General features: G+C 70.2%; 17 protein-coding genes. 5 read left to right on the forward strand and 12 right to left on the reverse strand.

Annotated elements, in window-relative coordinates; genetic code table 11:
* Positions 1 to 81: 81 nt before the first annotated feature.
* From miaB to B2363_RS01560, 3 genes are all read right to left on the reverse strand, one after another.
* Positions 82 to 1566 carry a tRNA (N6-isopentenyl adenosine(37)-C2)-methylthiotransferase MiaB gene (gene miaB, locus B2363_RS01550; RefSeq protein WP_286927960.1) on the reverse strand — a complete coding sequence of 495 codons (1485 nt, stop codon included), beginning with the start codon at positions 1564 to 1566 and terminating at the stop codon, positions 82 to 84.
* Positions 1567 to 1630: 64 nt separating this feature from the next.
* The gene (locus B2363_RS01555) at positions 1631 to 2266 is read right to left on the reverse strand and encodes a DUF305 domain-containing protein (protein ID WP_286927961.1); all 636 of its coding nucleotides are present in this window, start codon (positions 2264 to 2266) and stop codon (positions 1631 to 1633) included.
* Positions 2263 to 4686 carry an Ig-like domain repeat protein gene (locus tag B2363_RS01560; protein ID WP_286927963.1) on the reverse strand — a complete coding sequence of 808 codons (2424 nt, stop codon included), beginning with the start codon at positions 4684 to 4686 and terminating at the stop codon, positions 2263 to 2265. The genes B2363_RS01555 and B2363_RS01560 overlap by 4 nt, the downstream gene beginning before the upstream one ends.
* A gap of 271 nt (positions 4687 to 4957) precedes the next feature.
* Here B2363_RS01560 and B2363_RS01565 point away from each other — a divergent pair, with 271 nt between their 5' ends.
* Genes B2363_RS01565 through B2363_RS01585 form a run of 5 tightly spaced genes read left to right on the forward strand, consistent with a single transcriptional unit; the run spans position 4958 to position 9722 of the window.
* A complete protein-coding gene (locus B2363_RS01565) occupies positions 4958 to 5686 on the forward strand; it encodes an amino acid ABC transporter ATP-binding protein (protein WP_181756231.1) in 729 nt (242 codons plus the stop codon).
* A 37-nt stretch (positions 5687 to 5723) separates the two neighbouring features.
* Positions 5724 to 6611, forward strand: a complete 888-nt coding sequence (locus B2363_RS01570) for a glutamate ABC transporter substrate-binding protein (protein ID WP_181755495.1) — start codon at positions 5724 to 5726, stop codon at positions 6609 to 6611.
* Between the two features lie 31 nt (positions 6612 to 6642).
* A complete protein-coding gene (locus B2363_RS01575; RefSeq protein WP_286927964.1) occupies positions 6643 to 7299 on the forward strand; it encodes an amino acid ABC transporter permease in 657 nt (218 codons plus the stop codon).
* The gene (locus tag B2363_RS01580) at positions 7296 to 8132 is read left to right on the forward strand and encodes an amino acid ABC transporter permease (RefSeq protein WP_181755494.1); all 837 of its coding nucleotides are present in this window, start codon (positions 7296 to 7298) and stop codon (positions 8130 to 8132) included. The genes B2363_RS01575 and B2363_RS01580 overlap by 4 nt, the downstream gene beginning before the upstream one ends.
* Positions 8133 to 8174: 42 nt before the next feature.
* Positions 8175 to 9722 carry an amidohydrolase gene (locus B2363_RS01585; protein ID WP_286927966.1) on the forward strand — a complete coding sequence of 516 codons (1548 nt, stop codon included), beginning with the start codon at positions 8175 to 8177 and terminating at the stop codon, positions 9720 to 9722.
* On the opposite strand, the gene B2363_RS01590 is transcribed toward B2363_RS01585, so the two are convergent.
* From B2363_RS01590 to pgsA, 9 genes are all read right to left on the reverse strand, one after another.
* The gene (locus tag B2363_RS01590; RefSeq protein ID WP_286927968.1) at positions 9676 to 10134 is read right to left on the reverse strand and encodes a hotdog fold domain-containing protein; all 459 of its coding nucleotides are present in this window, start codon (positions 10132 to 10134) and stop codon (positions 9676 to 9678) included. The genes B2363_RS01585 and B2363_RS01590 overlap by 47 nt on opposite strands.
* Positions 10135 to 10144: 10 nt before the next feature.
* Positions 10145 to 10678 (reverse strand): GNAT family N-acetyltransferase, encoded by a 534-nt coding sequence (locus B2363_RS01595; protein WP_286927969.1) that lies wholly within the window; start codon positions 10676 to 10678, stop codon positions 10145 to 10147.
* 25 nt (positions 10679 to 10703) lie between these two features.
* A complete protein-coding gene (locus tag B2363_RS01600; protein ID WP_286927970.1) occupies positions 10704 to 11222 on the reverse strand; it encodes a regulatory protein RecX in 519 nt (172 codons plus the stop codon).
* A complete protein-coding gene (recA, locus tag B2363_RS01605; protein ID WP_181755489.1) occupies positions 11222 to 12337 on the reverse strand; it encodes a recombinase RecA in 1116 nt (371 codons plus the stop codon). Before recA ends, B2363_RS01600 begins: the two co-directional genes overlap by 1 nt.
* Before the next feature lie 283 nt (positions 12338 to 12620).
* Positions 12621 to 13169: a type 1 glutamine amidotransferase domain-containing protein gene (locus tag B2363_RS01610; RefSeq protein WP_286927972.1), complete on the reverse strand. Its 549-nt coding sequence runs from the start codon at positions 13167 to 13169 to the stop codon at positions 12621 to 12623.
* A gap of 14 nt (positions 13170 to 13183) precedes the next feature.
* Positions 13184 to 13378, reverse strand: coding sequence for a DUF3046 domain-containing protein (locus B2363_RS01615; RefSeq protein ID WP_286927975.1), 195 nt, complete (start codon positions 13376 to 13378; stop codon positions 13184 to 13186).
* Positions 13375 to 13662: a helix-turn-helix domain-containing protein gene (locus B2363_RS01620; protein ID WP_414632734.1), complete on the reverse strand. Its 288-nt coding sequence runs from the start codon at positions 13660 to 13662 to the stop codon at positions 13375 to 13377. Before B2363_RS01620 ends, B2363_RS01615 begins: the two co-directional genes overlap by 4 nt.
* Positions 13663 to 13676: 14 nt before the next feature.
* Positions 13677 to 14192, reverse strand: a complete 516-nt coding sequence (locus B2363_RS01625) for a CinA family protein (RefSeq protein WP_286927978.1) — start codon at positions 14190 to 14192, stop codon at positions 13677 to 13679.
* Entirely contained in the window at positions 14189 to 14824 is a 636-nt protein-coding gene (gene pgsA / locus B2363_RS01630) for a CDP-diacylglycerol--glycerol-3-phosphate 3-phosphatidyltransferase (RefSeq protein ID WP_181755484.1), read from the reverse strand. Before pgsA ends, B2363_RS01625 begins: the two co-directional genes overlap by 4 nt.
* Positions 14825 to 14826: the final 2 nt, after the last annotated feature.

Genomic DNA, 14826 nt, shown 5'->3' on the forward strand with positions numbered 1-14826 from the left:
TGGGCGAGGACGACATTGGCCTCATCAGCGGATTCAGATTACCTCAAGATTTCGCGCGACCCGAACACCGGGCCCCGCGCCTCAGGCGGGAGCGCAGGCGGGGGCCGGCGGCAGCGGCGCGGGCACCCCGACCGACGGCATCCCCAGACCCACCGAGCCGGGCGAGACGGAGGTGCGGCCCTGCCGTGCCTCCCAGGCGTCGCCCGCGCGGGTCCGGCGGACCTCGATCGGCTCGCCGTCGGCGACGAGGTGGTGCGGCGACGCCTTCGTCACCGTGGTCACGACCAGGTCGCCGGGGCGCACGGCGTGGCCGCCCGGGGCGAAGTGCACGAGCCGGTTGTCTCGGGCGCGACCGCTCATGCGGTGGGTCTCGGCGTCCTTGCGACCGCCCGCCTGGGACTGGTCGGACACCAGCAGCTCGACGACGCGTCCCTCGAGGCGCTGGTTCTCCGACCAGGCGACCTCCGACACCAGCGCGGCGAGGCGCTCGTAGCGCTCCTGGACGACCGCCTTCGGCAGCTGGTCGGGCAGGTCGGCCGCGGGCGTCCCCGGACGCTGCGAGTACTGGAACGTGAACGCGCTGGAGAACCGCGCCTTGCGGACGACGTCCATCGTCTCGAGGAAGTCCTCCTCGGTCTCGCCCGGGAAGCCCACGATGATGTCGGTGGTGATGGAGGCCTCGGGCATCGCCGCGCGGACGCGGTCGAGGATGCCCAGGAAGCGCTCCTTGCGGTACGAGCGGCGCATCGCCTTGAGGATGCGGTCGGAGCCCGACTGCAGCGGCATGTGCAGCTGCGGCATGACGTTGGGCGTCTCGGCCATGGCGGCGATGACGTCGTCGGAGAACGCGGCCGGGTGCGGCGAGGTGAAGCGCACCCGCTCCAGTCCCTCGATCTGGCCGCAGGCGCGCAGCAGCTTGGAGAAGGCCTCGCGGTCGCCGAACTCGACGCCGTAGCTGTTGACGTTCTGGCCCAGCAGCGTGACCTCGACGACGCCCTCGGCGACGAGCGCCTCGATCTCGGCGAGGATGTCGCCCGGGCGGCGGTCGCGCTCCTTGCCGCGCAGGGCCGGGACGATGCAGAACGTGCACGTGTTGTTGCAGCCGACGCTGATCGAGACCCACGCGGCGAACACGGAGTCACGCTTCGTGGGCAGGGTCGACGGGAAGACCTCGAGCGACTCGAGGATCTCGACCTGGGACTCCTCGGCGATGCGGGCGCGCTCCAGCAGCACCGGCAGCGAGCCGATGTTGTGGGTGCCGAAGACGACGTCGACCCACGGCGCCCGCGTGGTGATGGTGTCCTTGTCCTTCTGCGCCAGGCAGCCGCCCACGGCCACCTGCATGCCCGGCTTCTTCGCCTTGAGGCTCGCGACGTGGCCGAGGTTGCCGTACAGCTTGTTGTCGGCGTTCTCGCGCACCGCGCAGGTGTTGAAGACCACGAGGTCCGGGGTCTCCCCCGACGGCGCCGCGGCGTAGCCGGCGGTCTCGAGCAGGCCCGACAGCCGCTCGCTGTCGTGCACGTTCATCTGGCAGCCGTACGTACGGACTTCATAGGTCTTCGTCATGACCGTCCCATGGTACGTGGGCCGCGGCGCCCGACCGGGCCGGCCGCTCGTGCGGCCGGCCGGCTCAGAGCGTCTGCTGGATCTGCTGGAGCCGGGTGATCTCGGCGGACTGCGACGCGGCGACGTCCGCGGCGAAGCCCCGGTTCGTCGTGTCGATGCCGTCGCTCAGCGCCTGGTCCGCCATCGCGAGCGCGCCCTCGTGGTGGGCGATCATGCGGCGGACGAAGAGCCGGTCGAACGCGGCGCCGCGGGCGGCGGCCAGCTCGTCCATCTGCTCGGGCGTGAGCATGCCCTCCATGTGGGTGGCGTGATCGCCCGTCGCCGTCAGTGACGCCTTCGGCAGGTCTCGGGTCTCGAGCCAGCCCTGGAGGACCTCGATCTCGCCCTCCTGGGTGTCGCCGATCCGCTGCGCGAAGCCGGCGACCGCGGGATCCTTCGCGTGCTTGGCCGCCAGGGCCGACATCTCCACGGCCTGCTGGTGGTGCGGCACCATCATCTCGACGAACTCGCGGTCGACCTCGTTGTACTCGTCCTGCGGCGTCGTGAGGTCGTCCGGGTCGACGGTCTTGCTCGACTCCCCCACCTTGCCGGGCACGTTGACGACCGGGCCGTCCTTCTTCTCCTCCCCCGAGCACGCCGCGGCCACGGTGAGCGTCAGGACGACGCCCACCGTGGCCACGGCTCGACGGACCAAGGTCACCTGGTGACCTTGACCGTCACCTTGATGCTCTCGGAGGCCACCGAGGCACTGCCGCCGTAGGCGACGTTGGCCCGGTAGGTCCCGGCCTTCAGCCGCGGCAGGCTGACGGTCGCCTTGCCGTTCTTCAGCATGGCGCCGGCCTTCTTGCCACCCACGGTGACGGTGATCTTGCCGGTCGGCGTGGTGCCGGTGGCGGTGACCTTCACGGTGAGCTTGCCGCCCTTGAGCGCCTTGACCTTCGTGACCGAGGCCGCCTTGACCTTCGCCGTGGCCTTCACCACGCGGAAGGTGACGACCGGGGACGTCGACGCCTCGGTGCCGGTGGACGCCGGCACGAACGCCGCACGCAGCGCGTGCGTGGCGACCGGGAGGTCACGGGGCAGCTTGACGCTGGCCTTGCCCCCGGACACCTTGACGCCCTTGGCGATGACCGTGCCACCGCGGGTGAACGTCACCGTGCCCTCGGCGCCCTCACCCGTGACCGTGGCGGTCAGGGTGGCGGGGGTCGAACCGAACACCTGCGAGGACGGGCTGACCGACAGGGCCGTCGTGGTGCTGACGGCGGTCAGTTCCACCGACGCGGCGTACAGCGCATCGTCGAGCTCGGCGTCGCCGCGGACGACGAACCGCTTCGCACCGGCGGGCTCGGAGGCCTTGACCGACACCGTCAGCGCGATGGAGCCGTCAGCCTCGGCGCGACCCGAGGCCACGACCTTCGCGACGGCGCCCGTGCTCCACACGTCCACGTACTCGCCCTCGTCGAACGTGCCGGCGGGAACCGAGACCGTGAAGTCCCGGTCGGTGCCGGCGCGAGCGCTCTCCGGCGTGACCGTCGCGGCCGGGAGGTCACCGAACGACGGGACGACCGGGGCGGTCTTCCAGTCCCAGGTGATGGGCTCCTGCGTCGCGGGGTTGCGGACGTCCTGGCGGTGACGGACGGCGTCGGCGAACTCGTCGCCCTTGAGCTTCAGCACGTCGAAGCCGCGACCGATCTCCGAGCCGTACAGGTAGCCGTTGTGGCTGTAGACGGCCCAGTAGCCGCTGAGGGAGATCGGGCCGCTCTCGCCGAGCTGGCCACGATCGAAGTAGCCGATCTCCTTGGGCTTGGTGGCCTCGGTGAAGTCGATCAGCGAGGCGCCGCCCTGGTACCAGCCCTGGATCATGACGTCACGGTCCGGGAGCTGGACGAGGTTGCCCTCGTGGCCCACGCAGTTCTCGCGAATCGACTGACGGCGCGGGATCTTGAAGTAGCTGCGCAGCGTCAGCTCGTCACCCTCGCGGGTGTAGATCGCGTTGGCGCCGCGGTACTGCGGGGTGCCGGGCACGCAGGTGGCCGAGGAGCCGCCGCCGAGCTCGTCCTGGAAGACGACCTTGCTCGCGTTGTCGCTGAACTGGGCCGTGTGCCAGAAGGCGTAGTTCTCGTCACGGACGCGCTCGGTGACCGCGGGGTTCAGCGGGTCAGAGATGTCGACCATGACGCCGTCACCCATGCACGCCGCGGCCAGCAGATCCTTCGCCGGGTAGGCGGTCAGGTCGTGGCAGCCGTTGGTGACCGAGGTGTTGGCGCCGCCATCGACGCGGTCGGCCGCGGTGAATGCGGGGTTCTCCGCATCCCACAGCGAGACCTCCTTGGCGATGTGCGCGCCGGCCGGATCGTCGAGGTCGACCTCGATGATCTCGAGCTGCTGGTGAGGAGGCTTGCAGTAGTAGGCCGTGGTCGAGACGTCGTACGCGGCGTTGTACAGGTACACGCTGCCGTCGTCGCCCGGCTTGGGGACGAGCGTGTGCGTGTGCGAGCCGCAGCGGGTCTTCACGTTGCCCACGTACTGCGGCGAGGCCGGGTTGCTGATGTCGAAGATGCGGATGCCCTCCCACGCGGCGGCGTTCGAGGACGCGACGGCGGCCGCGCCGCACTCCGAGCCGTTGCGCGGCTGGTCGACCGAGAAGAACAGCAGGTCGCCGGCGATCGAGAGGTCGCCCTGGTAGCCGGGGCAGATGGTGTTCGACACGACCTGCGGGGACTCGGGATCGCTGATGTCGTACGCCACGAAGCCGTTGTAGCTGCCCTGGTAGACGTAGTCGCCCTTGAACGCCAGGTTCGACATCGTCGCCTGGCCCTCCTGCAGCGGGACGGAGGCGACCTTCTCGACGTTCTCGGTGGACTCCTCCTCACCGGAAGCGAGCGGGGCCCGGGAGAAGTCCATCGGGACGAACGGCACGCCGCCGGGAGCGATGGAGCCGTTGCTCTCGTCCTCGGCGGTGACGTCGGCGCTGGCGCTGCCGTCACCAAGGATGCGAGCCTGCTCGCGCGTTTCGGGAACGAGTGGGTCGGCGGCGACGGCCGGCGCCGCGAGGGCACCGAGGCCCAGCGCGACGAGGGCTGCCGCGCTGAGGGTGCGGCGAAGGTGTACGGATCTCAAGGGAAGTCCTCACGACAGGGATCGAACGTGACGTACGTCTCGTACGCCCGTTGGGGCTGATGTTAGAAGAGTTTTGTTGGCCCGTTGCTACGGGGGGACGGCCAAACTTCATTTCAGAGCGGATTCCAGAGAAAATCGGCGCTGCGCCCTCACCGCCCGGAGGCGACGTCGGTTGCGATCCGGTTGCGGTGACCCATGGCGCGAGTTCAACGCTTGCGCGCGCGGTGGCGCTGCGGTTGGGTAAGGCGACATGGGAGTCAGCACGGAGCCGATGGTCCACATGACCGGCGTCCAGAAGTGGTTCGGCGACCTGCACGTGCTGCAGGACATCGACTTCGACGTCGCCCCGGGCGAGGTCGTCGTGGTGATCGGACCGTCAGGCTCGGGCAAGTCGACCCTGTGCCGCGCCATCAACCGTCTCGAGCCGATCAACGAGGGCGACATCTCGATCGACGGCGTCCCGCTGCCCGAGGAGGGCAAGGCGCTCGCCCGGCTGCGTGCCGAGGTCGGCATGGTGTTCCAGTCGTTCAACCTGTTCAGCCACAAGACCGTGCTCGAGAACGTCACGCTGGGCCCGATCAAGGTGCTGCGCAAGCCCAAGGCCGAGGCCGAGCAGCGCGCCCGTGAGCTCCTCGACCGCGTCGGGGTCGGCTCGCAGGCCGGCAAGCTGCCGGCCCAGCTGTCGGGCGGCCAGCAGCAGCGCGTCGCGATCGCCCGGGCGCTGGCGATGGATCCCAAGGTCATGCTGTTCGACGAGCCCACCTCCGCACTCGATCCCGAGATGATCAAGGAGGTGCTCGACACGATGGTCGACCTCGCCAGGGGCGGGATGACGATGGTCGTGGTCACCCACGAGATGGGGTTCGCGCGCACCGCCGCCGACCGCGTCGTCTTCATGGCCGACGGGCGCATCGTCGAGGAGAACACTCCCGACGAGTTCTTCACCAACCCGCAGAGCGATCGCGCCAAGGACTTCCTCGGCAAGATCCTCAAGCACTGATTTCACCACGCATGATCCCGAAGGGGGAGGACGAAACATGAAAGCACGAAGGACACGGTTCGCGGCCGTCCTGGCCGCCGGCCTGTTGGCACTGAGCGCCTGCGGCGACGCCGGCAACAGCGATGACGAGGGCTCGGGCCCGGACGTCGAGGTCGAGGACCAGGAGTTCGAGGCCGGCACCCGCATGGCCGAGCTCCAGGAGTCCGGCACCGTCAAGATCGGCGTCAAGTACGACCAGCCCGGTGTGGGATTCAAGACGGCCACCGCGGACACGCCGAGCGGCTTCGACCCCGAGATCGGCAAGATCCTCGCGGCGAAGCTCGGCATCGACGCCGACGACATCGAGTGGGTCGAGTCCGTCTCGGCCAACCGCGAGCCGTTCCTGCAGAACGGCACGGTCGACTTCGTCATCGCCTCGTACTCGATCACCGACGACCGCCGCAAGGTCGTGGGCCAGGCCGGCCCGTACTACGTCACCGGCCAGAGCCTGCTGGTCGCCAAGGACGACGACTCGATCAACGGCCCGGACGACCTGAAGGGCAAGAAGGTCTGCTCGGTCACCGGCTCCACGTCGATCAAGACGGTCGAGGAGGAGTACGGCGCCACGCCGGCCGGCTTCGACACCTACTCCGAGTGCGTCACGCAGCTCGAGAACGGCTCGGTCGACGCCGTCACCACCGACGCCGCGATCCTGCTGGGCTACGCCGCGGAGAACCCCGACAAGCTGAAGGTCGTCGGCGAGCCGTTCTCCGAGGAGCGCTACGGCATCGGCTACAGCAAGGACAGCCCCGAGCTGTGCGAGTTCATCAACGAGAGCCTGACGTCCGCCTTCGAGGACGGCACGTGGGCCGATGCGTTCGACGCGACCCTGGGCAAGGGCGGTGCCGACGCGGGTGACCCGCCGGCGCTGGACGAGTGCGCCTGACGTGACCGACCGACGACGAGGGTGGTGAGACGTGGACTTCTCGTTCTTGCAGGACAGCTGGGAGCTGCTCCTCAAGGGCTTCTGGGTCACGCTGCGGGTCTTCGTGGCCAGCGGTCTCATCGCCCTCGTCCTCGGCACGATCATCGCCGTGGCCCGGGTCAGCCCGGTCCCGGCGATGCGCGTCGTCGGAACCGCGTACGTCACGCTGTTCCGCAACACTCCCCTGCTCCTGCTGCTGTTCATCACCTACTACGGCCTGCCGGCGATGGGGATCGACTTCGGCTTCTTCTGGAACGTCTCGCTGGCGGCCGGGATCTACACCGCCGCGTTCGTCTGTGAGGCGCTGCGATCGGGCATCAACGGCGTCCCGATGGGCCAGGCCGAGGCCGCGCGAGCGGTGGGCATGCCCTTCACGCTGACGATGACCCAGGTGATCCTCCCCCAGGCGTTCCGCCTGGTCGTCCCGCCGATGGCCAGCGTCTTCATCGCGCTGGTCAAGAACACCTCGCTCGTCGCCGCACTCGGCCTGGCGGACGTCGCGTTCCGCCTCCAGGGTCTCCTGCGCGACTACCCGAGCTCGCGGACCGCGGCGTTCCTCACGATCGCGGCGATGTACATCAGCATCGTCGCGGCGATCTCCCTGCTCGCCTCCTGGGCCGAGCGACGCTGGAAGGTGGTCGCCCGATGAGCACCCTGCTGTTCGACGTTCCCGGACCCCGCGCCCGTCGACGCAACCGGATCCTCTCGGTGGTGACGGTCGTCGTGGTCGCGGCCTTCCTCGGCTTCGTCCTGTGGCGCTTCGCGTCCACGGGCCAGTTCGCGGCCGATCTGTGGGAGGTCTTCGTCACCCCGGCCTACGTGGAGTTCATCCTCGAGGGCCTCTACTACACGCTCCTGGCAGCCGTGATGGCGATCGCCGGCGCCCTCCTGTTCGGCGTACTGTTCGGCATCGGCAAGCTGTCGGACCATGCGTGGGTCCGGGTGCCGTGCTGGGTCGTGGTGGAGTTCTTCCGCGCGGTCCCACTGGTCATCCTCATCACCTATCTGTGGGCGCTCTACCGGTTCCAGATCGAGCTGCTCGCACCGCTCGTGATCGGCCTGATCCTCTACAACGGCTCGGTCCTCGCCGAGACGGTCCGAGCCGGCATCAATGCCGTGCCGAAGGGCCAGGTCGAGGCCGCGTACGCCCTGGGCATGCGCAAGAACGCCGTGATGCGCATCGTCCAGCTGCCCCAGGCGATCAAGATCATGACGCCGGCGATCATCAGCCAGTGCATCGTGGCACTGAAGGACACGTCGCTCGGCTACATCATCGTCGCCCCCGGTCTCACGTACGCCGGCCGCCAGATCTGGCGTGAGTTCGACAACCACCTCCAGGTCGCGCTGGTGCTCGGCGCCATCTACATCGTGCTCAACCTGGGCCTCGAGCAGCTCGGTCGGTTTGCCCAGCGACGTCTCACCGAGTCGCGCACCGTGGACGCCCACGCGGCCGAGGACAGCGCCGTGCTGGCTTCGCGCTGACCCGGGGCTCACCTCACCGGGGCCCCGGGTCAGAATGCTGCCGTGACACCTGTGTTTCTGCGCGACGTGCGCCTCGTCCCGGTGCGCTCGGCGGCGCCCGGCGAACCCGTCTCCCTGCGGATCGCCGAAGGCACGATCGTGGCCGTGGGAACCGGGCTGAGCCCCGAGCCCGGCGACCGGGTCGTGGAGGCCGGCGGGCGCTGGGCGATCCCCGGGCTGTGGGACCAGCACGTCCACTTCACCCAGTGGGCGCAGACCCGGACACGCCTCGACGTCTCCTCGGCCGAGGACCCCTCCGAGGCGGTGAAGATCATCCGCAGGCACCTGCCCTCGGTGCCCGACGGCGACTGGCTCTTCGCCTTCGGGTTCCGGCTGGCCGACTGGACGCGGGAGCCGACCGTCGCCGAGCTCGACGCCGTCACGGGCGACCGGCCCGTCGTCGTCACGAGCGGCGACGCCCACACGGGCTGGCTGAACTCGGCCGCGCTCACGGCACTCGGCGCACCGCTCACCGACGGGCCGCTCACGGAGGCGCCGTGGTTCGCGCTGATGGCCGACGTCGTGCAGCGCAATGCCGCCCAGGACGGCGGCCAGTCCGTCGCCGACGCGATGGCGGCCGCGGCGTCGCGCGGCGTCGTGGGCGTCGTGGACTTCGAGTGGGCTGAGCCGCTGTCCACGTGGCGCGAGCGGCTGTCGCAGGGCCTCGACGCTCTCTGGGTGCGCTCGGCGGTCTATCCCGAGTACCTCGACGACATGATCGCTGTGGGCCTGCGCACCGGGTCGTCCGTGACGCCGGACGGACCCGTCACCGTCGGGCCGCTGAAGATCATCTCCGACGGCTCCCTGAACACCCGCACGGCGTACTGCCACGAGCCCTACGGGGGCGGGTCCGACCGCGGTGTCCAGAACCACGACCGGGCCGACCTCATCGAGCTGCTCACTCGCGCCCGGTCGGCCGGCTTCCGCGCCGCGGTGCACGCGATCGGTGACGCCGCCGCCCACGAGGCGCTGGCGGCGTTCCGCGCGACCGGGGTCGGCGGCAGCATCGAGCACGCCCAGCTGCTGACCCGGCACGACATCGAGCAGCTGGCCGAGCTCGGCGTCCGCGCGAGCGTCCAGCCCGCCCACCTGCTCGACGACCGTGACGTCACCGAACGACTCTGGGCCGATCGCGCGGATCGCTGCTTCCCGTGGCGGGGCCTGCTCGACGCGGGCGTCGACCTCGTCTTCGGCTCCGACGCGCCCGTCGCTCCCCTCGACCCGTGGATCGCCATGGCCGCGGCCGTGCACCGCTCGGCGGACGAGCGCTCCCCGTGGAACCCGGCCGAGGCCATCACTGCCGCCGAGGCGCTCGCCGCCAGCGTGGACGGTGCCGACACGCTGGCCGTGGGTCAGCGGGCCGACCTCGTCCTGCTGGACCGCGACCCGCTCGAGGCCCGCGGCGACTCGGCCGCCGTCGCAGCCCACCTGCGATCCGTGCAGGTCGAGGCCACGGTGCGGGCGGGGCGGTTCACGCACGCCTCGGCGAGCCTCGAGCCCTGGATCACTTCCGGGGCGTCACCCACAGGTGAATCGTGCCCTCGACCGTGACCGTGCCGTCGGCGCGCGTGGCCCGGACGGAGATGGGCACCTCCGGACCGCCCGACCAGTCGGCCGGGTCGCTGTCGGCGGTGCAGACGAGATCCGAGTCGGACTTGGCGAGGTACCGGACCTCCATGCCCTTCGGCAGCCACCGGTGGTCCGGCGGGCAGGTCGCCTCGGCGAGCAGCCCCATCGCCGCCTCGAGGCCGTTGCACGCCGCGATCGCGTGGACCGTGCCGATGTGGTTCTTCGTGGAGCGCCGCAGGGGCACGACGACCTCGCCGTGGTGGGGCGCCATCTCGACGACGCGCAGGTGGGCACTGGCGAAGTATGGCGCGGCGCGGGTGAAGAAGGCGCCGAACACGGCGCGACCCTTCGGGAGGGCCGAGAGCTGGCGGTACACCGCGTAGGTCGAGGGCATGGCGATCATGTTACTCGACAGTAGACTCGAAGAGACGACGCTGGGCCGTGCACACGACGTCGGCCCACGGCGCGCCCTCGGGTTGGATCCACAGCCCGGCCACGAAGCCGCACTTGGCCAGCACCCGGATCGAGCGGTGGTTGCGAGCGTCGGGAGCGGCGAGGAAGCGCGGTGCGTCGGGATACTCGGGCACCAGCACGTCGCGACAGAAGCTCCGGATCATCTCGGTCCCCAGTCCTCGGTCGACGAGGTCCGGATCTCCGACCAGGTAGTCGAATGCGACCGCCTCGGGGTCCTGGCAGCGCACCGTGAGGTCGTCGTCGGACGCGACGACGAAGCTCTGCAGGTAGCCGACCGGCACTCCCCCGAGCTCGGCGATCCACCTGCGCACCGGGTCCTCACCGGTCGGCCGAGGGACGAGGCGTCGACGCGCGTGCTCGACGTCGACAAGCGCCTCGGGGAACCAGGTCAGGACGTGCGGCTCGTTGCGCCATGACACGACCGCCCCCAGGTCGGCCTCGACCAGGGGGCGGAACGCGAACACGCTGACAGACTAGGGCGCGGCCGAACTACGTGGACTCGATCGCCACGTGATCGGCGTCGAGCTCGGCGCGGACCACGTCGAAGGCCACCTGCGGCGCGTAGCCCTTGCGGGCGAGCATCGCGGTGAGACGACGGACCTGGACGGACTGGTCGAGCCCCTGCACGGATCGCAGCTTGCGCTGGACCAGCAGGTGCGCGGCCCGGCGCTCGGCATCGGGGTCGACGTCGTCCAGGACCAGGTCGATGACCTCGGAGGCCACGCCCTTGCGCTGCAGCTCCATCCGCAGGACGGAGCGGGCCAGCCCCTTGGCGCGACTGCGCTGCTCGACCCACGTGCGGGCGAACCGCTCGTCGTCGACCAGCCCCTCGGACTCGAGCTGGTCGACCACGACGATGGCCACGTCCTCGGGGAACCTGCGACGCGCGAGCGCGTCGAGCAACTCACCGCGGCTGCGGTCGCGCGCGGCCAGACGATCCATCGCGATCGTCCGGCCCGCGACGATGACCGCCCGCGGATCCGTGTCCGGATCCGTGGGGTCGATCATCAGAAGTCAGCGGCCGAGAGGTCGCCCGCCAGATCGTCGACCACGGCCGCGGGATCCGCGGCCGGCTCGTCGACCTTCGCCCCGACACCGAGGTGCTCCTTGATGCGCTTCTCGATCTCGTCGGCGAGGTCGGGGTTGTCGCGCAGGAAGTTGCGGGCGTTCTCCTTGCCCTGGCCGAGCTGGTCGCCCTCGTAGGTGTACCAGGCGCCGGCCTTGCGGACGAAGCCCGCGTCGACGCCGAGGTCGATCAGGCTGCCCTCGCGGCTGATCCCCTGGCCGTACATGATGTCGAACTCGGCCTGCTTGAACGGCGGCGCGACCTTGTTCTTGACGACCTTGACGCGGGTGCGGTTGCCGACCATGTCGGTGCCGTCCTTGAGCGTCTCGATCCGGCGCACGTCGAGGCGCACGGAGGCGTAGAACTTCAGCGCCTTGCCGCCCGTGGTGGTCTCGGGGCTGCCGAACATCACGCCGATCTTCTCGCGCAGCTGGTTGATGAAGATCGCGGTGGTGCCCGAGCCGTTGATGGCGCCGGTCATCTTGCGCAGCGCCTGGCTCATCAGGCGAGCCTGCAGGCCGACGTGGCTGTCGCCCATCTCGCCGTCGATCTCGGCGCGGGGCACGAGGGCGGCGACCGAGTCGATCACGATGATGTCGAGCGCGCCGGAGCGGATCAGCATGTCGGCGATCTCGAGGGCCTGCTCACCGGAGTCGGGCTGGGACACCAGCAGCGCGTCGGTGTCGACACCCAGCTTGCGGGCGTACTCGGGGTCCAGCGCGTGCTCGGCGTCGATGAACGCCGCCACTCCGCCGGCCTTCTGGGCGTTGGCCACCGCGTGCAGGGCGACCGTGGTCTTGCCCGAGGACTCCGGCCCGTAGATCTCGACCACGCGGCCGCGCGGCAGTCCGCCGATGCCCAGCGCGACGTCGAGCGAGACGGCGCCGGTGGGGATGACCTCGATCGGGGCGCGGGCCTGGTCGCCCAGGCGCATCACGGCCCCCTTGCCGTACGAGCGGTCGATCTGGGCCAGGGCGTTCTCGATCGCCTTGTCCTTGTTGGCTCGCTCCTTGGCGATGTCCCTGTTCGAGGGGGTGGTGCTGCTCTTGGAAGCCATGCTGCGTCCTTCGTGTCGTCGACCGCTCTGGTCGGGGTGGCGGGCCATCTTCGACGGTAGGCGGACCCACTGACATGAATGAGCCTCGTCGACTCGCCTGTGGATGAACGCCCGACCTGACCGTCGGCCTGTGGAACGAGCCTAGGCCGAACACCTGTTCGACGGAAGCGCGACACGCCGAACAGCGCCCACGGACCCGCCCCAACGAGATGTGCTCCACATTCCACGTTCGAACAGGGCTCGAAGGTGGGATGCGGAGCACATCTCGGGACGGGCGGGGTCCTTACGCGGTCAGGGCCTTGCCGATCGCGTCGACGAAGGCGGGCAGGTCGTCGGGCTTGCGGCTCGTGATCAGGTTCCGGTCGACCACCACCGTCTCGTCCACCCAGTCGCCGCCGGCGTTGCTGACGTCGACCGAGAGGCTCGGGAAGCTGGTGAGCCGCCGGCCCTCGACGAGTCCGGCGGACACGAGCAGCCACGGCGCGTGGCAGATCGCCGCCACCGGGAGCCCGGACTCCAGGGCCGAGGAGACGATGCCCTGGGCCTTCGCGTCGGTGCGCAGGTGGTCGGCGTTGACCGTGCCGCCGGGCAGCACGATCGCGTCGGGCCACTGCTGGTCGAAGCTGTCGAGGGTGCCGTCCACGCGCACGGAGATCGTCTGCTCGGTGTCCCCCTGCATCGCCTGCAGCGAGCCCTCGTGGGGCGCGAAGACCCGCACGTCCGCCCCGGCCGCCTCCAGCTCGTCACGCGGCGTCGTGAGTTCGGATTCCTCGAAGTGGTCGGTCGCAATGATCGCGACACGCTTGCCTGTCAGGTCGGGAAGATTGCTCATCCCACGACGCTAACTCAACGTTCGCGGGCCGGCAGTTCGAGCGTGGCGTGCACGGCGCGCCAGACCCGCTGGGGATCGACGCCGGCGTCGAGCGCCTCGACCGGGGTGCGGCCGTCGAGCGCGGTGATGGCCTGCTGGCGGGCCCACGAGGCGGCATAGGACGCCCCCAGGGCAGCCTCCATGCGCTGCCAGAACTCGCTGTGCCTCACGCCGCGGAGGCCCGGGCCTCGTCGCGTGCGATGGACGAGACCGTGGCCAGGTCGGCGGCCTCCTCGAGCTCGAGGAGCGAGCTGACGTCGAGCAGCACCTTGCTCAGCGGGACCTCGAGCGCCTGCGCCAGGGCGGCGAGCAGCTCGGAGCTGGCCTCCTTCTGGCCGCGCTCGACCTCGGAGATGTAGCCGAGGCTGATGCGGGCCCGCTCGGAGACGTCGCGCAGGGTCAGGCCCTCGGCGAGACGACGTGCCCGGAGCACGTCACCGATGAGTTCACGCATCGCGGACATCGCCATCACCTTCCCTTGCCTGCATCAACGTTCGTGGAGCCGTTGTTCTTCCCCAGCCTATAGTGCAGGTCCGCCAGGACGGCGTGGACCGCCGAACGTCGGACATCGTCACGATCGCCGGAGAGGTCGAGTCGCCGCGACGTGACGCCGTCGGGGCCCGCGACGGCGACGAAGACCGTGCCCGCGGGCCGGTCCTCGGCGGGGCCGGGCCCGGCGACCCCGGTGGTGCCGAGACCCCACGTGGCGTCGAGGCGAGCACGGGCACCGGCGGCCAGCTGCTCCGCGACCGGCGCGTTCACGGTGCCGTGCTCGGCGATCAGGTCGGGAGCCACGCCGAGCAGGCCGGACTTCACGTCGGGCTGGTAGGCCACGACGCCACCGCGGACGACCCACGAGGCACCCGGGACGTCGACGAGCGTGGCGCACACCAGGCCGCCCGTGAGCGACTCGGCGGTGGCCACCGTGTGCCCTGCCGAGCGCAGGTCGGCCACGAGTGCCGCGACGTCGACCCGCTCGCTCACCGCGAGGCGCCGCCTGCGGGAGTCTGCGCCGCCAGCCGGCGGGCGTCGAGGACGTACTGCACGCCTGTCACGAGGGCGAGGACCAGCGCGGCGGCCATCACGACGTGGGTCAGCGCGAGCATCACGGTGGGAACCGGGCCGTCCCAGATCTCGAACGGCAGGCAGTAGCCCGCGATCGCCACGGACTGCAGGACGGTCTTGAGCTTGCCGCCGCGTCCGGCCGGCATGACGAACCCGCGACGGACCATGACCACGCGCATCACCGTGATGCCCCACTCGCGCACGAGCATGAGGACGACCGCGATCCAGAAGACCGTGCCCCACGGCTGGTCGGTGAAGATGATCGCCAGTCCGATGAACGCCATCCCTGTCAGCGCCTTGTCGGCGATCGGGTCGGCCATCTTGCCGAAGTCGGTGATCAGGTTGTGCTTGCGGGCGATGTCGCCGTCGATCTTGTCGGTGGCCATGAGCACGACGAACGCGGCCCACGCGGCGATCCGGTAGCCGATGGACTCGCCCCCGTCGTGGAGCAGCAGCCAGCCGAAGACCGGGACACCCAGGATGCGGATGACCGTGAGGACGTTCGGGACGTTCAGGTTGCTCGGCTTGTCGGCCGGGCGAGACGAGTCCATGG

The sequence above is a fragment of the Aeromicrobium sp. UBA7512 genome, from assembly GCF_002476985.1.
Lineage (GTDB): Bacteria > Actinomycetota > Actinomycetes > Propionibacteriales > Nocardioidaceae > Aeromicrobium > Aeromicrobium phoceense.